This is a genomic window from Streptomyces luomodiensis (assembly GCF_031679605.1).
GTDB classification, from domain to species: Bacteria; Actinomycetota; Actinomycetes; order Streptomycetales; family Streptomycetaceae; genus Streptomyces; species Streptomyces luomodiensis.
This window is the reverse complement of record NZ_CP117522.1, coordinates 847,753-872,101: the sequence shown is the minus strand read 5'-3', so window position 1 is coordinate 872,101 and position 24,349 is coordinate 847,753. Positions and strand designations below refer to the sequence as shown.

18 protein-coding genes and 1 pseudogene are annotated in these 24,349 nt (G+C 72.5%); 6 read left to right on the top strand and 13 right to left on the bottom strand.

The window, feature by feature from the left end; all coding sequences use genetic code 11:
* Positions 1–506: 506 nt before the first annotated feature.
* From PS467_RS03765 to PS467_RS03755, 3 genes are all read left to right on the top strand, one after another.
* Entirely contained in the window at positions 507–2,846 is a 2,340-nt protein-coding gene (locus PS467_RS03765) for a glycosyltransferase (protein WP_268969991.1), read from the top strand.
* Positions 2,843–4,135, top strand: a complete 1,293-nt coding sequence (locus PS467_RS03760) for an acyltransferase family protein (RefSeq protein ID WP_311033971.1) — start codon at positions 2,843–2,845, stop codon at positions 4,133–4,135. The genes PS467_RS03765 and PS467_RS03760 overlap by 4 nt, the downstream gene beginning before the upstream one ends.
* 165 nt (positions 4,136–4,300) lie before the next feature.
* On the top strand, positions 4,301–4,915 hold the full coding sequence (locus PS467_RS03755) for an extensin (protein WP_311033970.1): 615 nt from the start codon (positions 4,301–4,303) through the stop codon (positions 4,913–4,915).
* Between the two features lie 188 nt (positions 4,916–5,103).
* On the opposite strand, the gene PS467_RS03750 is transcribed toward PS467_RS03755, so the two are convergent.
* From PS467_RS03750 to PS467_RS03735, 4 genes are read right to left on the bottom strand one after another with little or no spacing between them, the layout of a single operon-like run.
* Positions 5,104–5,751 carry a TetR/AcrR family transcriptional regulator gene (locus PS467_RS03750; protein WP_311033969.1) on the bottom strand — a complete coding sequence of 216 codons (648 nt, stop codon included), beginning with the start codon at positions 5,749–5,751 and terminating at the stop codon, positions 5,104–5,106.
* Between the two features lie 10 nt (positions 5,752–5,761).
* Positions 5,762–7,924: a xanthine dehydrogenase family protein molybdopterin-binding subunit gene (locus PS467_RS03745; protein WP_311033968.1), complete on the bottom strand. Its 2,163-nt coding sequence runs from the start codon at positions 7,922–7,924 to the stop codon at positions 5,762–5,764.
* Positions 7,921–8,922, bottom strand: a complete 1,002-nt coding sequence (locus tag PS467_RS03740) for an FAD binding domain-containing protein (protein ID WP_311033967.1) — start codon at positions 8,920–8,922, stop codon at positions 7,921–7,923. Before PS467_RS03740 ends, PS467_RS03745 begins: the two co-directional genes overlap by 4 nt.
* Entirely contained in the window at positions 8,919–9,521 is a 603-nt protein-coding gene (locus PS467_RS03735) for a (2Fe-2S)-binding protein (protein WP_311033966.1), read from the bottom strand. The genes PS467_RS03740 and PS467_RS03735 overlap by 4 nt, the downstream gene beginning before the upstream one ends.
* A gap of 51 nt (positions 9,522–9,572) precedes the next feature.
* Between PS467_RS03735 and PS467_RS03730 the strand changes: the two are divergent.
* Both PS467_RS03730 and PS467_RS03725 read left to right on the top strand, forming a co-directional pair.
* Positions 9,573–10,723, top strand: a pseudogene (locus PS467_RS03730) (XdhC family protein).
* Between the two features lie 77 nt (positions 10,724–10,800).
* Positions 10,801–12,174 carry an MFS transporter gene (locus PS467_RS03725; protein ID WP_311033965.1) on the top strand — a complete coding sequence of 458 codons (1,374 nt, stop codon included), beginning with the start codon at positions 10,801–10,803 and terminating at the stop codon, positions 12,172–12,174.
* A 175-nt stretch (positions 12,175–12,349) separates the two neighbouring features.
* Here the strand turns inward: PS467_RS03725 and gnd are convergent, their stop codons facing one another.
* The 7 genes from gnd to PS467_RS03690 form a co-directional block, all read right to left on the bottom strand.
* Positions 12,350–13,804: an NADP-dependent phosphogluconate dehydrogenase gene (gene gnd / locus PS467_RS03720; protein ID WP_311033964.1), complete on the bottom strand. Its 1,455-nt coding sequence runs from the start codon at positions 13,802–13,804 to the stop codon at positions 12,350–12,352.
* Positions 13,805–14,158: 354 nt separating this feature from the next.
* Positions 14,159–14,896 carry an alpha/beta fold hydrolase gene (locus tag PS467_RS03715; RefSeq protein ID WP_311033963.1) on the bottom strand — a complete coding sequence of 246 codons (738 nt, stop codon included), beginning with the start codon at positions 14,894–14,896 and terminating at the stop codon, positions 14,159–14,161.
* 166 nt (positions 14,897–15,062) lie between these two features.
* Positions 15,063–15,974, bottom strand: coding sequence for a helix-turn-helix domain-containing protein (locus PS467_RS03710; protein ID WP_311033962.1), 912 nt, complete (start codon positions 15,972–15,974; stop codon positions 15,063–15,065).
* 111 nt (positions 15,975–16,085) lie between these two features.
* Positions 16,086–16,577: a hypothetical protein gene (locus PS467_RS03705; protein ID WP_311033961.1), complete on the bottom strand. Its 492-nt coding sequence runs from the start codon at positions 16,575–16,577 to the stop codon at positions 16,086–16,088.
* A 196-nt stretch (positions 16,578–16,773) separates the two neighbouring features.
* A complete protein-coding gene (locus PS467_RS03700) occupies positions 16,774–17,331 on the bottom strand; it encodes a DoxX family protein (RefSeq protein ID WP_311033960.1) in 558 nt (185 codons plus the stop codon).
* Positions 17,332–17,394: 63 nt separating this feature from the next.
* Positions 17,395–18,804: an MFS transporter gene (locus PS467_RS03695; RefSeq protein ID WP_311033959.1), complete on the bottom strand. Its 1,410-nt coding sequence runs from the start codon at positions 18,802–18,804 to the stop codon at positions 17,395–17,397.
* 98 nt (positions 18,805–18,902) lie between these two features.
* Positions 18,903–19,406 carry a metallophosphoesterase family protein gene (locus tag PS467_RS03690; protein WP_311033958.1) on the bottom strand — a complete coding sequence of 168 codons (504 nt, stop codon included), beginning with the start codon at positions 19,404–19,406 and terminating at the stop codon, positions 18,903–18,905.
* A 97-nt stretch (positions 19,407–19,503) separates the two neighbouring features.
* Between PS467_RS03690 and PS467_RS03685 the strand changes: the two genes are divergently transcribed.
* Positions 19,504–20,070: a tyrosine-type recombinase/integrase gene (locus PS467_RS03685; protein WP_311033957.1), complete on the top strand. Its 567-nt coding sequence runs from the start codon at positions 19,504–19,506 to the stop codon at positions 20,068–20,070.
* 46 nt (positions 20,071–20,116) lie between these two features.
* Here the strand turns inward: PS467_RS03685 and PS467_RS03680 are convergent, their stop codons facing one another.
* The gene (locus PS467_RS03680) at positions 20,117–23,632 is read right to left on the bottom strand and encodes a phosphodiester glycosidase family protein (RefSeq protein WP_311033956.1); all 3,516 of its coding nucleotides are present in this window, start codon (positions 23,630–23,632) and stop codon (positions 20,117–20,119) included.
* Positions 23,633–23,791: 159 nt separating this feature from the next.
* A complete protein-coding gene (locus PS467_RS03675; protein ID WP_311033955.1) occupies positions 23,792–24,214 on the bottom strand; it encodes a YchJ family protein in 423 nt (140 codons plus the stop codon).
* Between the last annotated feature and the right edge of the window lie 135 nt (positions 24,215–24,349).

Genomic DNA, 24,349 nt, shown 5'->3' with positions numbered 1-24,349 from the left:
GCCGACGGCGCGCCGACAGGGCTCCGATAGGGCTCAACAGACATGCGGAACGCGGCCATTGATTAATGAGAGTGTTACCTCGATGTGTTGTGTGGTTCTGTAGTGATCGATGAGACTGGAGTTTCCGACCGGTCAGCCCAAAAGATCGGTCGACTCGCACTGGTGACGTTCGGTCCGCCCCCCACGATCCGAACAGGATGGGACCATATGCGCTACTCGCTGGAGCACGTACGCGTGTCCAGAGGCCCTGCCGCCGTCGCGCTCACCTGCCCGAGATCCCGCCGGAGACCTCACCTCTTCCCGCGCGGATCGGCCACGGCCGCGGCATAGCCGCCTCTCAACCACCGAACGGCCGATCGCCCCGGCCGTCCCGGCGACGCCGTCATCCGGCCTGCCCGTACGCGTATGCGTAGGGGCCATGTGGTGTGTCATGCCCCGGCCGGAATGTCCGCGCGCCCCACGGCCCGTTCGGTGACGTACGTCTCCTCACGAAAGGAACCCCTCAGGTGCTCACTTCGCACCACCCACGATCACGCGAATCCCAGCAGCCCGTACCCGCCGCCCGCGGCGAGGTGGCGGGAGCGAGCGGGCATGTGCTGGCGGTCGGCACCCCGGGACCCAGACTCGACCAGCTGACACGGACACTCATATCGACCGGGCATGAGGTGAGCCATGCGGAGCCCGGCGATGTCGGCCGCCGGATACGGCAGTCCCCTCCGGACGCGATCGTCGCCCTGGACGAGGCCCACGACGGGCTGGAGGTGATTCAGGAGGTCCGCTCCGTGCCCGCGGGACGAGCGCTCCCCCTGGTCATGGTCACCTCCGCGTCCGGCCCCACCGGTGTGGCCGACATGCTGCGCGGCGGCGCCGACGACTGCGTACCGGACAGCTCCGATCCCGTGGAACTCTCCGCCCGGATCGAGGCGAAGCTGCGCCGGGTCCCGGTCCCCGTCGAGAACCTGCTGCTCGACCCGCGCACCGGCCTGTACTCCCAGCCCCACTTCCTGGGCGAACTCGACCGGGAACTCAAACGTGTCGACGACAGCCGCAGCGGCGGTGTCGTCGCCATGGTCGGTGTCGCCGAGATAGCCGCCCTCGAGGCCCGGCTGGGGCCGCGGGTGCGCCGCGAGGTCGCCGAACGCCTCGCGGGAGTGGCGGAGAAGCTGGGCGGCGTCTGCGACCGGCTCGGCTGGGACGACGACGGCCACCTGCTGATGCTGATGCCCGGTGTGGACGAGGACACCGCGCGCCGCGAACTCCAGAAGTTCGCCAACGCCGTGGCCGGCACCCGCTTCGTGGTCGCCGATGAGAACGTACGGCTGACCCCGGCGATCGGCTGGACCCCGCTGGCCGACTGCGCGGACCGGGCCCAGGCCGTCGCCAACGCCCGGAACGCGGTCAACGAATCCATCCGCCACCGGGATCTGCGGCCGGTCAAGTACGCGGCGTGGATGCGCGGCAGCCACCGCCGCCGGCGGCGCCCGCTCGCCGCCGCGCTGCGCACCTCGCTGTCGGTGCTCTCGCCCTTACTGGTGCTGCTCGTCGGTGTGGGCATCCCCTTCCTCTTCTACCAGCGGATGTACGAGCTGGGCTGGGACATCGGCTCGGCCGCCTACTGGATCGTGGTGTCCGGCCTGGTGCTCTCCGCCGGGCTGATCGTGCTGGAGTGCCTCTTCTCGCTCGACGCCGAACCCCGGCCCGAACGGCCCGCCCAGCCGTATCCACCGGCCAGCGCGGTCATCGCCGCCTATCTGCCGAACGAGGCCGCGACCATCGTCGACACCATCGAGTCCTTCCTGCGCCTGGACTACCCCAACGAGCTGGAGATCGTGCTCGCGTACAACACGCCGCACCCCATGCCCGTCGAGGAGACCCTGCGGGAGATGGCCCGCCGCGACCCGCGACTGGTGCTGATGCCGGTGGCGGGCAGCACCTCCAAGGCGCAGAACGTCAACGCCGCGGTCACCCGGGTGCGCGGTGAGTTCGTCGGCATCTTCGACGCGGACCACCACCCGGCCCCGGACGCCTTCCAGCACGCCTGGCACTGGCTGTCCCACGGTTACGACGTGGTCCAGGGCCACTGCGTGATCCGCAACGGCGAGAGCTCCTGGGTGTCCAAGCTGGTGGGTGTGGAGTTCGAGGCCATCTACGCCGTCAGCCACCCGGGCCGGACCCGGCTCTACTCCTTCGGTGTCTTCGGCGGCTCCAACGGCTTCTGGCGCACCGATCTGCTCGCCCGGACCCGGATGCACGGCACGATGCTCACCGAGGACATCGACTCCTCGATGCGCGCCCTGCACGAGGGCGCCCGGATCGCCACCGACCGCACGCTCATCTCCCGCGAACTGGCGCCCACCACCCTCAAGGCGCTGTGGAACCAGCGGTCGCGCTGGGCACAGGGCTGGCTCCAGGTGTCGCTCAAGTACCTGTGGCGCGCGCTGCGCTCCTCCGCGTTCACCAGGCGGCAGAAGGCGGGGTTGCTGGTGCTGCTGGGCTGGCGTGAGCTCCAGCCGTGGCTGACCCTGCAGATCCTGCCCGTACTGCTGTACTCGGCGTGGCGGGCGGGGGGAGTGGACCAGCTCGACTGGGCGGTGCCGGTCTGCCTGCTGGCCACGCTGTTCACGCTGTCCGCCGGGGTGGTACAGGCGCTGTTCGCCTGGCGGCTGGCGGCGCCCGAACTGCGCCGCCACCGGGCCTGGTTCTGGCGGTACCTGCTGGTGTCGACCTTCTTCTACAGCCACTTCAAGAACATCGTGGCCCGCCAGTCGCTCCTCAAGGAGGTGCTGCGGGACCGCCAGTGGCGGGTCACCCCGCGGCCCGGTGAGAAGGCGGTGAAGCGGATATGAGCACGGTGTCCACGACGGCCGCCCCCACCGCGGTCAACGGCCGGCCGCGGCCGAAGGCCACGTCCGTCCCGAGCACGTCCGTCCCGAGCACGTCCGCCAAGAGCGCGTCCTCCCCGAACCGCAGGAACGCGGAGCTCCAGGGCTTCCGGGGAATGGCGGCGCTCCTGACGGTCGTCTTCCACGTCTGGCAGCAGTACTTCACCTACGACCGGGACGGCGCCCATTCACCGGTGCCCAACCGGTACGCCAACGCGCTGGTGTCGCTGGAGGTCATCGACCTCTTCTTCGTCCTGTCCGCCTATCTGCTGACGCTGTCGTACGCGCGGGCGGCGATCGACGGGGGCTCGACCCGGCCGGGCCGGGTGTTCCTCTTCCGGCGGGCCATCCGGATCGTCCCGCTGTACTTCCTGGCCATCCTGTTCATCTGGGCCACCCGCAACCCCACCCTGCCCGGCGAGTGGTCCGATCTGCTGCGCCATCTCACCTTCACCCAGGTCTTCGACAAGGAGCAGATCTTCTACACGATCGGCCCCACCTGGTCGTTGTCGCTGGAAATCATGTTCTATCTGGCCATGGTGGTGCTCGGGCCGCTGGCCGTCCGCGCCTGCCGTCCGCTGCGCCGGCGGTCCAGCCGGGTGGCGGTGTGCGCCGCGGGATGCGCCCTGCTGTACATCGGGCCGTTCGTGTGGATCGCCGTGGCCCGTTACGGGCTGGAGATACCGCACACCGAATGGCCGGTGTACTTCGGTCCGCAGGCCCGCTTCGGCGGGTTCGCGGTGGGCATGGGCCTCGCGGTGCTGATGGTCGCCCTCGGCGAGCGGGGACGGCTCGACGGGAAGGTGGCGATCCCGCTGCGGGTGGCCGCCGTCGCGGGGCTGTACCTGCTGTCGCTGACCGGTACGGAGGCGGAGGACTTCCCCACCACCTTCTTCCACCCGCTGTCCGCCCTGCTGTGGATGGCGCTGCTGTACAGCACCATCCATGTGCGGCGGCGGGGCCGGTGGCACTCATGGCTCACGGCCCGCTGGCTCACCGGTGTCGGCCTGGCCAGCTACAGCCTGTTCGTCTGGCATGAGCCGATCATGCTGGGCCTGTACAACGCCGGGCTGCTGCCCCCCGACGGGCCGGAGGGCTTCCCGCTGGCCGTGGTCATCGTGCTGGTGGTGGCCGTGGCCGCCGCCACGGTGAGCTACTGGGTCATCGAGTATCCGGCGAGCCTGCTCGGCAAGCTCAAGGACGGCCAGGGTGGCTCCCGCGAGTTCTATCCGGAGGCCGCGCGGACGCCGTGAACACACCTCCCCCGGTGTGCGGGTGGCCGTGCACCGGGGGGTGGTGGTTATCATCTGGCTCGTTCTTTACTGTGAAAACCTGTGCGTCGGATAATCTTTCCCCGGCGGAACCGGACCTTCCGGCGCACTACACCCACCCTTGCCACAACGGGGAGAGCAGCGAAAATGGGTCGACACAGCCGACCGACCGCCGCACAGCAGGCGCGTGCCACCACGCTGAAGGCGGCCACCGCCCTCGGAGTGGCCGGAACCATAGCCATCGGACTTCACGTGGCGCTCGGCGGCGACAAGTCCGTCGAGGCCCGCGCCGAGCTGAGCACCCAGCAGGACCAGGCCCCGGCGCATATCGATCCCGCCGTGGATCCCACGCCGTCGCAGAACCATGTCTCGCCCAGCGAGTCCGGGAAGCCCAAGCCGATCTCCGATGACACGGACGCCACCGCCACACCCGGCGGCGGCGCCACGGACGGCGGCGACGACAGGCAGCGGCACACCACCCCGGCCACTCCGGACGCGAACCCCTCCAAGGACACGCCCAGCGAGGCGGCCCCCGCCCCGGCCCAGCGGGGCGACCAGGTCACCGAGGATCCCTCCGCGCCGAGTGGGACGACCCCGAGCGCCGAACCGACCATCGCTCCCTCGGAGCAGCCCAGCCAGCCCTCGCAGACCCCCGAGCAGAGCGGTGAGCACGGCAAGGGCCTGGTGGGCGGTCTGGTGGACGGGGTCGGGGACACCCTCGGCGGAGTACTCGGCGGACTCGGCAACGCGCTCGGCGGCTGAACCCGCCTCCCCCGGTGAGCTGAGGCGGCCTCACCCGTGGAGCCGGGGCCGCCTCACCCCGTGGCCGGCGACTTGAACGTCGGGCCAGTCGCCTCCGCCCCGCACGAGGAAGTCCGCCCGGCGGTGCAGCCCGCCGACGGCGTACGGCGAGCGCGGACGCGAAGCGCCCCGGGCATTCCGCCCGCTCGTCAGCGGGCCGGGCCCTCCTCTCCACCCGGCCCGGACGGCAGGCCGTAGCCCGCCACCAGCGCCCGCGCGGCCTGGGTCGCACGGGCGGCGATGTTCTCGACGACCTCGTCCGGATCGCCGAACTTGCCCTCCAGCAATTGGGCGACATAGCCGCGGGCGAGCGCGTGCAGGGCGTCCAGCAGTGCGACGGCGGCCTCCGCGCCCTTGTCCGGGGCGATCACCTCGAAGGCGCTCGGCAGCAGCAGGCCGACGAACTCCCTGCTGCTGTCCTGGAGCTCCCGATGGGTGGCCCGCAGCCCCGGAGCGAAGAGGATGTCCAGGCCGCCGCGGTAGCGGGCGGCCGCGCGCACGAAGCTGCCCGCCACCGTCGCCAGCCGCTCCTGAGCGGACTCGACCTCGGCCACGGTCTCCACGTAGATGGCCCGCAGCCGCCGCGAGACCTCCAGCGCGGCGGCCGCGAGCAGCGCGTCCCGGTCGGCGAAATGACGGTACGGCGCACCGGGGCTCACACAGGTGCGGCGCGCGGCCTCCGCCACGGAGAAGCCACGCACCCCGACCTCGTCGACGATCTCCAGGGTCGCCTGTACCAGCGCGGCGGGCAGATCGCCGTGGTGGTAGGTGGCGCGTCCCCTTTGGGTGGGTGCCATCCGGCTGACCCTACCCGACCCGCGGCTTTGGCTCTCCGGCCCCTGGCCTGTGCCTTTCGGCGGCGCGAGCCGTCCGCAGGGCCTCCCGCGAACGCTCCAGGCGGATCGGCAGATCCCGTACCCGCTCTCCCGTCGCATGGTGGAAGGCGTTGGCGATGGCCGCCGCCGCGCCCACGATGCCCAGTTCGCCGATGCCCTTGGCGCCCACCGGGTTGGCGGTCTCGTCACTCTCCTCCAGCCACATCACGTCGAGCTTCGGGACATCGGCGTGGGCGGCGATGTGATAGCCCGCGAAGTCGTGGTTGGCGAAGTCGCCGAAGACCGGATCGACCTCGCCGATCTCCAGCAGCGCCATCGACAGACCCATCGTCATGGCCCCCAGGAACTGCGAGCGCGCGGTGTGCGGATTGACGATCCGCCCGGCCGCGAACACCCCCAGCATCCGGTCCACCCGGATCTCACCGGTGTCGATGTCCACCCGCACCTGGGCGAACTGCGCCCCGAAGGTGTGCCGCGACAGATCCGCCTGCCGCCCCACGTCCTCGGTGGTGTCGGCCCGCACCTCCACACCGCCGTCCGGGACCACACCCCCGTAGGTGTCCAGCTCCTCGAGCAGCGCACGGCACGCCTTGTCCACCGCCCAGCCCCATGAGGCGGTGCCGAGCGAACCGCCCGCGAACGGGGCCATGCCCAGCGACGCCCGGCCGATCTCCAGCCGCAGCCGCGCCGGCGGAATGCCGAGCGCGTCGGCCGCCACCTGGGTGAGGACGGTGCGCGCGCCCGTGCCGAGGTCGGCCGCGCCGATGTGCACCCGGTACGTCCCGTCGGGCTCGGCGCGCGCCACCGCGGAGGAGGGGTAGGTGTAGTCCGGGTGGTGCGAGGCGGCCACCCCGGTGCCGATCAGCCAGCGCCCCTCGCGCCGGATCCCCGGAGCCGGATCGCGGTGCTCCCAGCCGAACCGGGCCGCGCCCGTGCGCAGACACTCCACCAGGCCGCGGCTGCTGAACGGCTTACCGCTCTCCGGATCGGTCTCCGGCTCGTTGCGGATCCGCAGCTCGATCGGGTCCATGCCCAGCGCCTCGGCGAGCTCGTCGACGGCCGACTCCAGCGCGAACATGCCCGGGGTGTGACCGGGGGCGCGGAACCAGGCGGGCGTCAGCACATCCAGCGGCGCCACCTTGACCGTGGTACGGGCGTGGGGCGCCGCGTACATCATCCGCGTCGAGGACACCGTCTGGTCGGCGAACGGCACCTGGGCCGACCGCTGCTGCACCGACTCGTGCTGGATCACCGTCAGCCGGCCGTCGCGCCCGGCGCCCAGCCGCACCCGCTGGATCGTGGCGGAGCGGTAGGGGATCAGCTGGAACATCTGCTGCCGGGTCAGGGCGATCTTCACCGGCCGTCCGACGGCCCGCGCGGCCAGCGCCGCCAGGACGGTCGGCGAGCGCGGAATGCCCTTGGAGCCGAAGCCCCCGCCGATGTACTCGGCGACGATCTCCACCGCGCTCAGCTCGATCCCGAACAGCGCGGACATCAGCTGCGCGCTCATGTAGGGACCCTGGTCGGAGTTGAACAGCGTCAGCCGTTCCTCGTCCCACACCGCGATGGTGGCATGCGGCTCCATCGGGCTCACATGCTCGACCGGGGTGGTGTACGTGCGGTCCACCCGCACCGGGGCGGCGGCCCACGCCGCGTCGGCGTCGCCGCGCTCGACCAGGCCCGGGGAGCCGTCGGTCACCGTCTCGGGGATCTCCAGCCGCTCGTCGCCGGCGCGCAGCACCACATCGTGCGGCTCCCGCTCGTAGCTCACCCGGACCGCCGCCGCACCCTCGCGCGCCGCCTCCAGCGAGGTGGCCACCACGGCGGCCACCATCTGGCCGTGGTACGCCACCTGAGGGGACTGGAGCACGAACAGGTCCGCGCTCGCCTGCGCCTCGGCGTTCAACCGCGGGGCGTTGGTGTGGTCGAGCACCGCCAGCACCCCGGGCAGGGCCAGGGCGGGGGCCGGGTCCACCTCCGTCACCCGGCCGCGGGCGATGGTCGCCTGCACCGGCCATACGTAGCTCACGTCCCGGGTGGGGAACTCATAGGCGTAGCGCGCCGCGCCGGTCACCTTGGCCAGGCCGTCGACCCGGGTCATCGGGGCGCCGATGCTCTGTTCGACGGTGGTCATGCGCGATCCTTCCTCGCGACGAGGTCGCGGACGCCCGCGACGATCAGATCAACGGCCAGGTCGACCTTGAAGGCGTTGTCCGGCAGCGGGCGCGCCCCGGCCAGCTCGGCCCGCGCGGCCTCGCGCAGCGTCTCCTCGTCCGGCCGGCCGCCGCGCAGCCGCTCCTCGGCGATCCGGGCGCGCCACGGGCGCGGCGCCACCCCGCCGAGCGCGATCCGCACGTCCGTCAGCGAGCCGTCCTCGGCCATGGACACCGAGGTGGCGACGCTGACCAGCGCGAAGGCGTACGACCAGCGGTCACGCACCTTGCGGTAGCGCATCCGGGCGTCTGGCGGCGGCGGGGGCAGCTCCACGGCGGTGATGAGGTCGCCGTGGTCCAGGACGGTCTCCTGGTGCGGTGTGTCGCCGGGCAGCAGATACAGCTCGGCCACCGGAACGGTGCGCGAGCCGCCGTCCACCGACCGCACGTGCGCCACCGCGTCGAGCGCCACCAGCGCCACCGCCATGTCGGACGGATGGGATGCCACACAGTGCTCGGAGGTGCCCAGCACGGCCAGGTCGCGGTGCGCGCCCTGGATCGCCGGACATCCCGTGCCCGGTGCGCGCTTGTTGCACGGCTTGGTGACGTCCTGGAAGTAGCCGCAACGGGTGCGCTGCAACAGATTGCCGCCCACCGTGGCGACCGTGCGCAGCTGCCCGGAGGCCCCGGCCAGCAGCGCCTGCGACAGCAGCGGGAAGCGGTCGCGGATGCCCGGATCGCCCGCCAGCTCGCCATTGCGCACGGTGGCGCCGATGAGCACCGAGCCGTCGGCGCGGTGCTCGATCGTGTCGTACGGCAGCCGGGAGACGTCGATGAGCAGCCCGGGGCCGGTGACACCGAGCTTCATCAGGTCCACCAGATTGGTGCCCCCGCCGAGGTAGGCGGCGTCGGGGCGCTCGGCGATCAGCGCGGCCGCCTCGTCGGCGTCGCCCGCGCGGGCGTAGGCGAACTCCTTCATCGGGCGCCTCCGGCACCGCTCGTGGCGGCGGTGGCGGCGTCCTGCGGGCCTTGGGCGCCCGCGGCCTCCAGGACGGCGTCCACGATGCCGTTGTACGCACCGCAGCGGCACAGGTTGCCGCTCATGCGCTCGCGCACCTCCCGCGCGTCCAGCTCCGAGACGGCGGCCATACCGGCGGCGGTGTCCTCGGTGACATGGCTGGGCCAGCCGCGGGCGGCCTCGCCCAGCGCCCCGATGGCCGAACAGATCTGGCCCGGGGTGCAGTAGCCGCACTGAAGCCCGTCGTGGTCGAGGAACGCCCGCTGCACCGGATGCAGCGCCGCGCCGTCCGCCAGATCCGCCACCCCCTCGATCGAGACGATCTCGCGCCCCTCGGCGGCCACCGCGAACATCAGGCAGCTGTTCACCCGCTCACCGTCGAGCAGCACGGTGCAGGCCCCGCACTGACCGTGGTCACAGCCCTTCTTGGTGCCCGTGAGCCCCAGTCGCTCGCGCAGCACATCCAGCAGCGTCGCCCGGTTGTCGATGGTCATGGAGTGGGACGTGCCGTTGATCCGCAAGGTGATGTCGCTACTCGGTGAGTGATGTGAGAGGCTCATACATTGAATGTATCAACCTCTTACATTGCTGGCGAGGGGAAGCAGGATTCCATGCGAGACGTCGTAGCTCAGATGCACCGATGGTGGGGCGAGGGCGAGCCGTTCGCCCGCGCCACGGTGGTGGCGACCTGGCATTCCTCGCCACTGCCGCCCGGGACGAGCATGCTGGTCGGGCCGGACGGCGCCGCGATCGGCAGCGTCTCCGGCGGCTGTGTCGAAGGCGCCGTCTACGAACTGGCCCAGGAGGTGACCGACAGCGGCACGCCTGTGCTGGAGCGCTACGGCGTCAGCGACGACGACGCCTTCGCGGTCGGGCTGACCTGCGGCGGAATCATCGATGTCTATGTGGAGCGGATCGACCCGGCCGGCTTCCCCGAACTGGGCGAGGTGGCCACGGCGGTGGCCGCCGGGGAGCCGGTGGCCGAGGTGATCTGCGTGGCGGTCGACGGACCCGACCCCCAGGGGCGGCTGGGCCGCCGCATCGTCGTACGGCCCGAGGGCACCTCCGGCTCCCTCGGCTCCGGGCGGCTGGACGCGGCCGTCGCCGAGGACGCCCGCGGACTGCTGGCCGGCGGGCGTACCGAGACCCTGCGCTACGGCTACGACGGCACCCGCATGGACGAGGAACTCACCCTGTTCGTCTCCGTCCACGCCACCCCGCCGAGGATGCTGGTCTTCGGCGCCGTCGACTTCGCGGCGGCCATGGCCCGGATCGGCGCGTACCTCGGCTACCACGTCACCGTGTGCGACGCCCGGCCGGTCTTCGCCACCGCGCGCCGCTTCCCCGAGGCGCACCAGGTGGTGACCGACTGGCCGCACCGCTATCTGCGCACCGAGGCGGAGGCGGGCCGGATCGACGAGCGCACGGTGGTCTGCGTGCTCACCCACGACCCCAATTCGATGTGCCGCTGCTGGAGGTGGCCCTGCGCCTGCCGCTGGCCTACGTCGGCGCCATGGGCTCCCGCCGCACCCATGACGACCGGCTCCGCCGGCTGCGCGCCACCGGCCTCGGCGAGGAGGCGCTGGCCCGGCTCGCCTCGCCGATCGGCCTGGACCTCGGCGCCCGTACCCCGGAGGAGACCGCCGTCAGCATCGCGGCCGAGATCATCGCCGACCGCTGGGGCGGCAGCGGCACCCGTCTGACCTCGACCAGCGGCACCATCCACCGCCGGCCGCCGATGCGGCACGCGGCCGGAGGCTGAGACGGGGCCACGGCTCGGGCCGGAGATCGTCACAATGGTTCCCGGCCCGAGTGCGTGTAGGAGGAATCGAACCAGCCGTGGAGACCGCTCGAAGCAGCGACGACGAGATAGAACCCACCGCCGGCGACGGCGGCGCGGCCCCAGGCGCCCAGGACGACGCCCCCGCGGCCCCCGGCGGCGAGGACGACGCCCCCGCCCCGCCGCCGAGATCCGGCTGGCGCCGCTGGGTGATGGACACCCGGCCGCTGCGCCACCGCCCCTTCCGCCGGCTGTGGAGCTCCACCACCGTCACCGCCATCGGCAGTCAGCTGACCGCCGTCGCCGTACCCAAGCAGATCTACGACATCACCGGTTCCTCGGCCTGGGTCGGCTACGCCAGCTTCGTGGGGCTCCTCCCGCTGGTGGTCTTCGCACTGTGGGGCGGGGTGATCGCCGACCGGATGGACCGGCGCACCCTGATGCTCATCACCAACGCGGGCATCGCCGTCACCTCGGTGCTGTTCTGGGCCCAGTCCTTCGCCGGTCTGGACTCGGTGGCGGTGCTCATGGTGCTGCTCGCCGCCCAGCAGGGCTTCTTCGGGATGAACTCCCCGGCCCGCAACGCCTCCGTCGCCCGTCTGGTCCCCGCCGACGAGCTGCCCGCCGCGGCCGCCCTCCAGTCCACCGTCGCCCAGACGGGCATGATCATCGGCCCGCTGCTCGCGGGTGCCCTGATCCCCGTCCTCGGCCTGCCCACGCTCTACCTGCTCGACGCGGTGGCGCTGTGCGTCACCCTGTGGGCCGTCTGGCGGCTGCCCGCCCTGCCGCCCCTCGCCAAGAGCGGAACGGGCGGCGGGCGGCGGGCCGGATGGCGCGATGTGACCGACGGCTTCCGCTACATCGCCGCCCACCGCATCCTGCTGATGTCCTTCCTCGCGGACATCATCGCCATGGTCTTCGGCATGCCCCGCGCGCTCTTCCCCCAGCTCGCCTCGGACACCTACGCGCCCTGGGGCGAGGGATTCGCGCTCGGCCTGCTCTTCGCCGCGATCCCGCTCGGCGCGGTGGCCGGCGGCCTGCTGTCCGGCACCTTCTCCCGCGCTCGCCGCCACGGTCTGATGGTCATCGCCGCCGTGGTGGCCTGGGGCGTGGCCATCACCGGATTCGGCCTCAGCCCCAGCCTGTGGTGGGCGGCGGCCTTCCTCGCCCTCGCGGGCGTCGCCGACATGGTCTCGATGGTCTTCCGCGGGACGATCCTCCAGTCGGCCGCCACGGACGACATGCGCGGCCGGATGCAGGGCGTGTTCACCGTGGTGGTGGCGGGCGGCCCGCGCCTCGCCGATCTGCTGCACGGCACCGCGGGCTCCCTCCTCGGGCCCCGCGCGGCGGTCACCGCGGGCGGGCTGCTGGTGGCCGCCATCACGCTCGCACTGGCCGCCGCGGTGCCCACCTTCCGCCGCTACACGCCGTGACGCCGCCTCCGACACCGTGACGACGCCGAAACCGTGACGTCGCCGCACACGCCCTGACGCCGCCGCCCACACCGTGACGACGACGCCATACGCCTTGTGACGACGCCGCCGCGCACCACGGCACGACGGCCGTGTCCCCGCCGGAACCCGGGGCGGGGACACGGCCGTCGAGGCTTCAGACGGTGCGCTCGCCGCGGTCGCCGCCCCACAGCGTGTGGAACGAACCCTCGCGGTCCACCCGCCGGTAGGTGTGCGCGCCGAAGAAGTCCCGCTGCCCCTGGACCAGCGCGGCCGGCAGCCGCTCCGAGCGCAGCGCGTCGTAGTACGCCAGCGCCGCCGAGAAGCCCGGTGCCGGCACACCCAGCTCCACCGAGGTGGACACCACCCGCCGCCAGGCGTCCTGGGCCGCGCCGAGCGCCTCGGCGAAGTGCTCGTCGGTCAGCAGCGTGACGGGCTTGCGCTCCTTGGCGTACGCCTCGGTGATCCGGTTCAGGAACCGCGCCCGGATGATGCAGCCGCCGCGCCAGATCCGGGCCACCGCCCCCGGGTCGATGTCCCAGCCGTACTCCCGGCTGCCCGCCTCGATCTGGTGGATGCCCTGGGCGTACGCCACGATCTTCGACGCGTACAGCGCCTGCTCGACATCGTCGGCGAACCGCTCCGCCGCCGCGCCCGTGAGCCTCTTGCCGGACGGCCCCGGCAGCCCCTGCGAGGCGTCGCGCAGATCCGCGTGGCCGGACAGCGAGCGGGCGAACACCGCCTCGGCGATCCCGCTCACCGGGACGCCCAGGTCCAGCGCAGTCTGGACGGTCCAGCGGCCGGTGCCCTTCTGCTCGGCCTGGTCCAGTACGACGTCCACGAACGGCTTGCCGGTGGCCGCGTCGGTGTGCCCGAGTACCTCGGCGGTGATCTCGATCAGATACGACTCCAGCCGGCCGCCGTTCCAGGTGCGGAACACCTCCGCGATCTCGCCCGGTGCCATGCCCAGCGCCCGCCGCAGCAGATCGTAGGACTCCGCGATGAGCTGCATGTCCGCGTACTCGATGCCGTTGTGCACCATCTTCACGAAGTGGCCGGCGCCGTCCGGGCCGATATGGGTGCAGCAGGGGGTGCCGTCCACCTTGGCGGAGATGGACTCCAGCAGCGGGCCGAGCGACTTGTAGGACTCCACCGATCCGCCGGGCATGATGCTGGGCCCGTTGAGCGCGCCCTCCTCGCCGCCGGAGATGCCGGTGCCCACGAAGTGCAGTCCGCGCTCGCGCAGGGACTTCTCGCGGCGCCGGGTGTCCTCGAAGTGGGCGTTGCCCCCGTCGATGATCACGTCACCCTCTTCGAGGAGAGGTGCGAATTCCTCGATGACGGCGTCGGTGGGCGCACCCGCCTTGACCATGATGATCAGCCGCCGGGGCCGCTGCAGCGCGGCGACGAACTCCTCGGCGCTCTCGGTCGGCACGAAGTTCCCCTCGTGGCCGTGCTCCTCCATCAGCGCCTTGGTCTTGGCGAACGTGCGGTTGTGGAGAGCGACGGTGTGCCCGTGCCGGGCGAAGTTACGGGCGAGGTTGCTGCCCATGACGGCGAGCCCGGTGACGCCGATCTGGGCGGTGGGCTGGGCGGTGGAAGGGCTGGGCATAGGGTGTTCCACTCCTGTCACGCGCATCGAAAGGTTATGCGAGGCAGCAACGCCGAAGGGAGCGAGGATCTTCCCCATCGATCAGCCGGATATCGCCCGGCCATAGTTGCACGATGTGCGCGACGGCGGATGAGGGTCCGAGGCAAGCGGCCGGGGTGTGTCACTGGGCGGTTGGTGGCGGGTCTTGTGCTGACCAATCGCTGCGGCGGCAGGCAGGCGGCGCAGGGCGAGGGTCCGGCCCACGAGTCCCCTGGTCAGGTCCGCGCCGCCCCGCCGAAGAAAGCCAAGGACGGCACCCCGACGGGGAGAAGCGGGCCCGGTGAGTCCTCCCGCCGCATCATCGTCGACCGATGCCTACACTCCGCCTGTGGTGCGGACCGCTGCGGACGCGATCTCTGCCAGCAGCCCGGCGACAGCCTCAGGCTCGCTGATCATGAGATCGTGTCCACTGTCGATCTCCCAGAATCGGCCTTCAGCGCGCGCCTTGGCTATCAGGTCCTGGTCATGGATACCAAGACCCAGACTTGTGGTGGAGACAATCCGGTACTGCGGTATCGCCTCCAGTGTTGGCTCGTTGTTCAGGACGAGTGGCTGCTCGAGAGTTTTCCATGGGTGCGGGGTGAGGCGTGGCAGCGTCCACGCGATGTCCTCGGGGTCCGTAACGCCAAAAAACCTCACCAGATCCTCGCTGGGCAGGAGCACGAGCTCGACACCGTCGATGACCTGGCCCTTTTCCCTCTCCTCGAGGAGGAGCGGGAATGCCTCGATCTGCGACCGGCCATCGGGGGCATCGAGAAACACGAGCTTTCCGACCCGGTCGCTGACGCGATCAGCGGCTCCCTTGATCACTGTGCCGCCGTAGCTGTGACCGACGAGCACCACGTCTCTCAGGTCCTCGTAGAAGAGGAGGTTGGCCACTTCGGTGATGTGCATGTTCAGATCGACATCGGGGCTCACGAGGTGTGACCGATCGCCCAACCCTGTCAGGGTCGGGGAGTACACGGTGTGACCCTCAGCCTCCAGTAGGCGAGCGACCTTCTGATAGCACCAGCCGCCATGTCCAGCACCGTGGACCAGTACGTAGGTGGCCATGATTCCTCCTTCTGCTCTGTTTTCGGGCATGCGGCAGAACGTGCCGATGCATGACGTGGGACGCGTGGGTTCTTCCCGCGGGGCGACGCCCTGCGGGAGAGACAATTCGCCCGCTGTTTTCCTGGACTGCCAAGGTGTGGCGGCAGACCCGGTGCCGTCGTGGGGGTCAGTCCTTGCCGGCGCGGGGCCGTTTGTGTGCCGCGCCGGGGGAGAGGCCGGGGCGCGTGGTGGCCTCGCTGGTGGCCTGGGCGAGCAGAGCAAGCGCGGCCCGCGAGGGCGAGCCCGCTTCTGTGGTGGCGACCACCACGTTGGGCCCCGGCACGCTGCTCAAGGTCTGCAGGATGACGGTCAGGGGCCCGACCAGCGGATGGCGCATCTCATAGGTGGCGACGGTGCAGGGTTTGACACGGTGTTCGGCCCACATCGAGGCGAACTCCGCACTCTTCGCGCACAGTTCGCCCAGGAGCGCGTGCAGCGCCGCGTCCTCCGGATGCTGGGCCGCCACCAGGCGCAGATTCGCGACCACCGCCCTGGCCCTGGCCGGCCAGTCCGCGTACAGGTCACGGACATGGGAGTCGAGGAACAGCAGCCTGGCCATGTTGGGGCGGTGTGCCGGCAGGTCAGGGGCGCCAAGGTCCAGATGCCCGGCGAACAACGCATGGCCCAGGTGGTTCCACGCCAGTGCGTCGCTGCGCCGGCCGAGTACGATCGCGGGAACGTCGCCCAGCGCGTCCAGCAACTGGCGCATCGCCTCCGTCACTCGTTCCGGCGCCGGCCGCCGGCCCCGGGTGCGTTGCCTGTCCACCCGGCCCAGGTCGTGCAGGTGTCGCCGCCCGGACTCGTCCAGCCGCAGAGCCCGGGCGATGGCATCCAGAACCTCAGGCGATGCGCTCAGTGACTGCCCCTGCTCGAGCCGGGTGTAGTAAGAGGCGCTCACCCCCGCCAGCATCGCCAACTCCTCGCGCCGAAGCCCCGGCACACGCCGGCGCTCCCCGTAGGTCGGTACCCCGACATCCTCCGGGCGCAGCTGGGAGCGGCGCGCCCGCAGAAAGCTCCCGAGCTGCGTTTTTCCATCCATGGCTTCGAGTATGGATGGCCTCGCAACACCTAGCCTGACCCAGCTGTGGATAGGCAACCGCGGGTCTGGCTCCTGGCCCGTACCGTCGATGAAGCGGGAGGTCGCCGCCTGTCAGCTCGGCATCTCCGTCGATGCGCCGTTCACCGTTCCGACGGCCCTGGTGGGGCGCTCCAGGATGCCCCGGGCGTCGGCCGGGGGCCGCTCCGGCGCGCCGCTGGTGTGCTGTGGGCCGGTGGGCTCGGCGGAGCCGCCGTCGGCGGTGCCGTGGTGCGGATGCGCCGAAGCGTTGATCTTCTCGATCGCCTGCCGGGCCTGCTCGCCGGGGGAGTGGGCCGCGCGTGGCGGCGGGGCGTGCGGCGTGGTGGCCGCGGGCTGGTTCCGCTCCCGTTCGGGTTCCGCGTGGACGCCGATGGTGGGGCTCCCGTGGCGCAGCCGATGGCCGACCGCCTCGTCCAGGCTCACCGGCCGCTGCGACCGGGCCGCCAGCCGGCCGGCTTCCTGGCCCAGGGCGGCGACCACCTCCCAGGGCAGCCGGAGCACCAGGCGGACTTCGGCGTCGCCATCGGGCAACGCCTGGATGGGAGGGGTGAACCGGTCATTCATGGATGGGGGCCTCCGGTTTCGGTAGCGGCCTGTGCGGGCGGCGCGCGCCCCGAGGGCAGGACGCGCGCAGAGCCATACGGAGCACCGGCCCGTCGTGTTCACCCGCACCGCCGGGTGGCGGCCCGTGCACCCCGGCCCGCTGTCGGCCGGGTGGTCCCGCCGCCGTCCGGCCGGCCGGACGGCGGCCGGTCACCGGTCAGGTCTTGCTGAGCAGGATCGTCACCACCGCCAGGATCGCCGCCAGCACCAGTGCGGCGACGCCGTAGATCAGCCGCTGCGACCGCAGTCCGGGCAGGAGCGCGTCGAGGGAGATCCGGCCGGCCCCGGACAGCGCGAGCCCGGCGGCGCCGACGCCGATGAGCAGCGGGTACTCGAAGCCGCCGAAATACCCGAGCTGCCAGACGGTGGCGACGGCGTTGGCCATCGTGCCCGCGACGGCCGCTCCGGCGAGCGGGGTGAGCAGTCCCACGGCGAGGGCGAGACCGCCGAAGGTTTCGATGATCCCCGCGATCACGGCCATGGCCTTGGGGGCCGGGTAGCCGAACTGCGCGAACGCCACGGCCGTCTTGTCGATGCCCAGGCCGCCCCACCAGCCGAAGAGATGCTGTGCGCCGCGCGCGGCGACGATCAGCCCGACGCCGAGGCGGATGACCAGCAGCCCGACGTCATGGGCGAGCAGGACGTGCGCCGCGGACCTGGTCGGGGCCGGGGCCGGGGCGGGTGCGGAGGCGTTCTCGTGGTGGGAAGAAGTCATGGCGCCCTCGTCTGGTCGGGCTCGGCGGAGATCACCGAACCGGATATCCGATATGCACCTTAATTACTCTTTATTCCACCGGGAGGCAGGGTTCAATCCGGACCGCGTCAGCACCAGCAGCGCGGCCCCGGCCAGACAGCAGGCCGCGGCCGCCACCAGGGCCGCGTCGACGGCCGGGGCCGGGGCAGGGCCGCCGTGCGCCTCGGCGGCGGGTCCGGACAGGGCCACCCCCAGCCCCGCCGCGGTGGTGATGACCGTCTTGGTCACCCCCGACGCCTCCCCGGCGCGCTCGGGCCGCACCACCGCCTGGGTGGCGATGAGCGTCAGGGCGCCCGCGAGGCCGAGCGCGGCCCCGCACCCCGTGACCGCGAGCAGGAAGACCGGCAGGGACGTCGCCACGGCGGCGGCGCCCAGCGCCGCCGCCCCCAGCCCCAGGGCCCCGGCCATCGCGCGCACCGCGGCCGCGGTACGGATCCGCCCCGCCACCGGCCCGGCCAGCGCCATCGCCGCCGCCGGGGCGAGGAAGGCCGTCCCCGCGGCCGCCGCCGACAGCCGCCACGGCCCCTGGAGCGCCAGGGGCACCACGAACAGGACGACCACGGTCGCGGCGTTGGCCGCCGCCCCGGCCGCCGTGAGGGCCACGAAGGGCCGGTTGCCGAACAGGGCGAGGTCCAGCAGCGGATGCGCCACCGCCCGCTCATGCCGTACGAAGACGACCCCGAGCACGGCGGCCAGCGCCAGGGCCGTCACCGAGCGGCCCGAGGCCCAGCCCCACAGGTGTCCGCGGTCGACCAGGACCGCGAGCGCGGCGAGCGCCCCGGTGGCCGTGACCAGCCCCGCCGCGTCCAGCGACACCGGCGCGGTGGTGTCGCGCGACTCCGCGGCCCGTGCCGCGCACACCATGGCGACCAGTGCGATCGGCACATTCAGCCAGAACACCGCCCGCCAGGAGACGGCCTCGGTGAGGGCCCCGCCCACGTACGGCCCGCACACCGTGGCCATGCCCCCGATGCCCAGCGCCCGGCCCGTCATCCGCGCCCGCGCACCGGGCGGACAGGCGTTCGTCAGCAGGGCGAGACCGGCCGGCATGGCCAGCGCCCCGCCCGCGCCCTGCACCACCCGCGCGCCCACCAGCACCGGAAGCGACGGGGCGAGCGCGCAGACCAGCGACGCGCCGCCGAACACCGCCAGGCCCGCCGTCAACGACCGACGACGGCCGTACAGATCGCCCAGCCGCCCGGCACCCGCCATCAGCGCCCCGGCCGCGAGCAGATACCCGCTCACCACCCACGGGAGACCGCCTCCCGCCGCCCCCAGCTCCCGCCCGACCCCGGGCAGGGCCAGGTTCAGCGCGAAGGCGTCCAACTGGACGCAGAACACCGTCGCGGACACCGCCGCCAGCGCCCACCGCCCTGCGGACCCACCGTTTCCCGCCACCATCACCCACTCCTCGGCATCACGAATCCTCGGCATCGCGAAAAAGGCATGACGCACACCGGGGCTGAAGAGAGACGAATGAACGGAACGGAACGAAAACGGGCGCGGCCGGCACGCCCGGGGAACGGCGATCGTCAGCGGCGGGGCGGCAGCCGGTGCAGCTCCACGGCGGTCAGCCGCCCGGCCTCGATCGCGGCCGTCAGATACGTACAGTACGGCTGCCGGCGCCGGTCGGTGGGGGAGCCCGGGTTGAGCAGCCGCAGCCGCCCCTCGGCCGTGGAGTCCCACGGGATATGGCTGTGCCCGAACACCAGCACATCCAGCTCGGGGAACCGCTCGGCGCAGCGCCGCTCCCGCCCCCGCGCCGGTCCGGTCTCGTGCACCACGCCCAGCCGCACCCCCGCCAGCTCGGCGCGGGCCACCTCCGGCAGCCGCGCCCGCAGCTCGGGCCCGTCGTTGTTGCCGTACACCCCGATCAGCCGGCGTGCTCGCTCCTGGAGCAGATCGAGAGTGGCGAGGTCGACCCAGTCACCCGCGTGGACCACGACATCGGCGTGCGACAGCCGCTCCAGCAGCTCCCCGGGCAGCGCCTTGGCGCGCCGGGGGAGATGGGTGTCGGACATCAGCAGAAGGCGCACACCGCCGACCGTACCGGCCCAACGGCCTTGACGTGGGAATCGGCGAGATAAATAGTGTGCCAAGCGACCCAGTCGGGCGGACTCCCAGGGGGTGCACATGGCAGCGCGGACACCCGCACAGGCCGAGAAGGGGACGGCGCGGGACCGCTATCCGCGGCCGTTGGTGTCGGCGGCGGAGGCGGAGTGGATCTGGCGGCAGCTGTCGGTGGCGGCGATGGAGGACGGCGCCAAACCGGAGACCGTACGGCTCGCCGTGGTGGTGGGCCTGGCGCGGGCCAGCGGCGCCCGGTACGGCGGTCTGCTGCGCTGCACCCTGTCGGCACTGGACCTGGACTCCGGGTGGGTGACCCTCGAGCACGGCAAGCACCGCGTCCCGCGCCGGCACGGCCTGGACCGGGGCACCGTGCTGGTGCTGCGCCGCTGGCTGCGGGTGCGCCAGGAGCTCTGCGCCGAGTTGGAGGGATCGGTGCCGGACGCGCTGCTGCTGACGGTGCACCACACCCATGACAACGGTGTGACGGTGGCCGCCGGGCTGCCCATCACCCGGCAGGGGCTGGTGCTCTCCTGGCGTCGCTTCGTCCACCGTACGAACGCCCGGTACGCCGGCCGCCGCGCTCCGCTGCCCACCCGCTTCGAACAGGTCCGCCGCGTGTGGGACACCTGAGCCCGGTGGGGGCGGGCCGGTGCGCGCCCCGCCCCCACCGGTCCGGCTACGCCGCGGGGGCCGCGGCCCGTGCCGCCTGCGCGGTGACGGTGAAGCGTGCCCGCGCGGTCGCGCCGTTCACGCTCACCGTGAGGGTGGCCGTACCCGGGCGCAGGGCGGTCAGCCTGCCGCTCGCCGGGTCGTACGCCGCCACGTCACGGCGCCCGGCGTCGTCCGGATCGCCGATGTGGAGACGGGGTGAGCCGGTCCAGTCCGCGCTCAGCGGGAAGCCGACCGGCACCCGGCGGGCATCGGCCCCGTCGCCCTGGAGGACGGTCGCCGTGACGTCGGCGTCCTGCCCGGTGCGCAGTTCGGCCGGGGCGGTGACGGTCAGCCCGTCCACATGGGCGCGGGTCTGCACCGACACCCAGTCCGGGCCGCCCTGCCACGGTGCGTGGCGCGCGGCCGCCTGTTCCCGTGCCGAGACCTGGTCCACGCCGACCAACGACCAGCCGGTGAAGCCGCCCTGGCCGGGCGGGGTGGCGGGGTTCTTGCCGGAGTTGCCGTTGATCAGGTACGGGACGCCGTCCACCCGTGAGGCGTGGAAGGTGCCGACATGGCTGCCGATGAACCCCGCGCCCTTGCCCGTCGTGCGGCGGAAGTCGGCCAGCCAGCCCTCCAGCAGGGCCGCCTCCTTGCGGTCGCTCAGTTGGCTGCCCTGCTGCGGGGTGGGGTCACGCGGCGGCACGTGCTCGATCACCATGACCGAGCCGATGCCGGGGTCCTTCGCGGCCGCGTCCAGCTGGGCGCGCAACTCCTTGATCTGGTCGTAGCCGCCGGCGCGCAGTCCCAGACGGGAGGTGTCCAGGGTGAGGAAGCGGGTGCCGCGGTGGTCGAAGGTGCGGTGCGCGGGCCCGAATGCGGTGGTGAAGTTGTCGATGGAGCCGCCCATCACCTCATGGTTGCCCGGTACGTAGGTCCAGGGCAGCTCATCGCCCAGCTCCTCCGTCAGCACGGTGCGGGCGAAGGACAGGTCGGCGGGGGAACCCTCGTCCACCAAGTCCCCGTTGATCACCAGGAAGTCGGGCTCGGCCGCCTTGATCTCCCGCAGGGTGCGGCGGGCCTGGGTGACGATCGGGCTGTCCGGGTCGCGGGCCACGAACTGCGCGTCGGACATCACCGCGAACCGCCAGTCGCGCCCCCGCGTCCGGGTGGCGGTGGAGATCAGCGGGTCCGGGCGCACGCTCTCCGCCGGCAGGTCGACGGAGGGCGGCACCCGTGCCGTCAGGTCGTCGATGACCACGCTGCCGGTGTACTGGCGGGTGGCGGAGGTCTCGGCGAGGTAGAAACGGTGGACCTTCAGCGGATACGCGACCCCGGCCGGGACGGTGAAGTCGACATGTCGCCATCCAGTCCAGGTCACATACGGGCCGCGGAGCAACTGGTCGGAGCCCGCCGCGTCCTTCAGGTGGAGGGTGGGCCATGCCCCGTTGCCATCGCCCTTGATCCACAGGCCGAAGGACTGCGGCTGTCCGTCCACCGCGATCTGCTGGGGCGGGGTGACATAGGCGGCGCGGGTGGCCGTGGACTGGGTGAAGTCGTAGTCCAGCTTCAGCCCGGTGCCGGTGTGGCCGTCGGATGTGGCCTGGGCCGAACCGGAGGCGCGGGCCTGGCTGAAGGCCCAGCGGTCGGCGTCGTCGAAGGACGCCTCCTGCCGCTCGGTCAGTCCGACGGTGACGGCGAGCACCGTCTCGGCGCCGCCGACGGTGGCCTTGACCTGCCCCGCGGCCTCGCCCCGGCGTGCCGTCACGGTGAAGGTGCCCGTTCCGGGGTCCGGGGCGATGTCGAACAGGGCATGATCGTAGGAAAGTCGGACATCGGACGGTTCGATGGGAGCGCTGGTGCCGTGCGCGTCCAGGCCGACGATGCCGAACCGGCCGGTGGCCTCGGCGTCGGCCAGGCCGACCAGCCGGGTGGTGGGCTGGATGCGGTCCAGCCGGTCCAGGACCGTGAGGCCGGTGTCGCCGTGGGCGGCGCCGCGCCGGGCGGTGACGGTGGTGTCGCCGCTGTGGCGGGCGGTGAAGGTGCCGTCGGCGTCGACCCGGCCGATCCGGGGGTCGGCCGTATGCCACTGCGGGGTGCCCTCGGCGGGGCCGTAGGTCTCGTCGTAACCGGCGGCGGTGAGGCGGCGGGTGAGCCCGGGGAAGACCCGCTCGGGGTGGCCGCCCCGGACCGGGTCCACGGTGGGCGCGGAGGCGCGGTCCATCGCGGTGTCCGCCCAGAAGCCCTTGAGCCGGCCACTGCCGTCGGGGGCGGTGAGGGCGAGGCCGTTGGGGACGAGGCGTTCGCTGCCGTCGGACGGGCTGTTCTCCACCCGGGGGGTGTCGCTTCCGGGCTCGCGGGCGACCAGGGTGGAGGAGCCGCCGCCGTCGAGGTTGAGCGCGCTGTAGGAGCCCGCGTCCTTCATCATCAGGCCCAGTTCGGTGAGGGTGACCCCGCCGCTGTCGGCCTGCCGCCCGTCCACGGTGAGGATCTGCATGGTGCGGCCGTCGCGGGAGAAGCCGACGGCGGTGCGCGGCGCCGTGGTGTTGTTGCCCTCGCCCTCGTGGTCGACCGCCTTGCCGTCGACGACGAGGGGTTCCCGGCCGCTGACGGCGGTGTCCGGCAGGTCGCCGCTGTCGGTGCGCGGCCGGTACACCATCGACACCGGGTCGCCGACGGCCAGTTCGGACAGCTCGTCGGCGCCGGCGTCCCGGCCGACCAGCACGGTCGCACCGGCCGGGACCGGGTCGTCGCCGGGCGCGGTGGCCGCCTGGGTGACCTTGCCGTCCTCGACCGTGACCTCGGCGGTGCGCCGTGCGCCGTCCACGGTCTGCGCCCGGTCCGCCCCGCCCCACTGGGCGGTGTAGGCGCCGATTCCGGCGGCCGGGACGTTGGCCGCGTTGAGCGCCGCGAGCGGATGGGGGCCGTCGGGGAGGGTCAGGGTGCCGTCGAAGTAGAGCTGGAGGACGCGGCCCGCGTCGGCCGGTCCGATGCCGACGGCCCGTCCGGGTCCGGCCGCGGAGGCGGAGTTGACGAGGCGGCCGCCGCTGATGCCGTTGCCCTCGGGGGCGCCGGTCTGGTTGATGTCGAAGAAGTCACCGTTGATCGCCGCGACCGTGCGGCGGCCGGGCCCGGGGTCGTGCTCGGCGGCCAGTTGGGAGACGGTTTCGCGCTTCGCGACCTGGCCGGGGTGCAGATAGTCGACCTTGGTGCCGCCGGCCAGGTCCACCGACAGCGAGTCCACCCGCAGCCATTTGTCGGACTCCAGCCGGTCGTAGGAGGTCAGCCGCACTCCCGGGGCGACCGGCCGGGAGGAGCGGGCGGTCTGCAGTCCGTCGCCGTCGGCCACGGAGCGGGTGCCCGTCGTACCGCTGGCGGCCGGTGGTGCGATGGGCCGCAGCATCTCCGAGGACGACCGCGGCAGCGGCTCGGGAGCCGGGGCTGGGGTGGGGTCGGCGGTGGCCTGGCCGGCGGCGCCCAGGACAAGGGCGGACACCGCGGCCAGGGCCGCCAGGGGTCTGGCGAACGCGACAGGAGGCACGGCAACTCCATGGGGCCATGGGACTCGCGTGGTTCACACGCACAGCGCCCCAGCATCGCCGCGGAGTTGACCGGGCACCAGAAGGTGACGGCGACGACATGGGAAACATATGGCCAAGCCGGCGCGGCCGGTGGTCGCGCCGGCCGCCGTGGTGCGGGATCAGTCCTCGGTCACCGCGTCGAGATAGACCCAGGCGCCCTCATGGCGTACGAAGCGGCTGTTCTCGTGGAGCGAGCCGGCCTGGCCGCCCTGGGTGTAGTGGGCGCGGAACTCGACGGTGCCCGTGGTGTGGAACGCGCTGCCCTCGGTGGTCCCCAGGATCTCCAGGCGCACCCAGCGCAGCCCGGGGTCGAGGCCGATGCCGGGCGGCCGGGTGGTGGGGTGCCAGCTGCGCAGCAGGTATGCCTCGTCCCCGACGGCGAAGGCGCTGTAGCGCGAGCGCATCAGCTGTTCGGCGGTGGTCGCCCGGCCCTGGCCGCGGTGCAGCCGGCCGCAGCAGTCGGCATAGGCCGAGGGCAGCCCGCAGGGGCAGGAGGCCGGGGTGGCGGGGGCCGGCCGCGGGCGTCGGGTGCGTCGGGACATGATCCCCATTGTGACGGGTGGGGCGCCCAGGCCCGTTCAGGTCCCGACAGCCGGGCAAACCTCGCATGGCGTCAGATCATCTTATCGAGTTAACGCCAACGGGTTAGCAGGGCCGACCGGGGGTGCCGGCCGTTA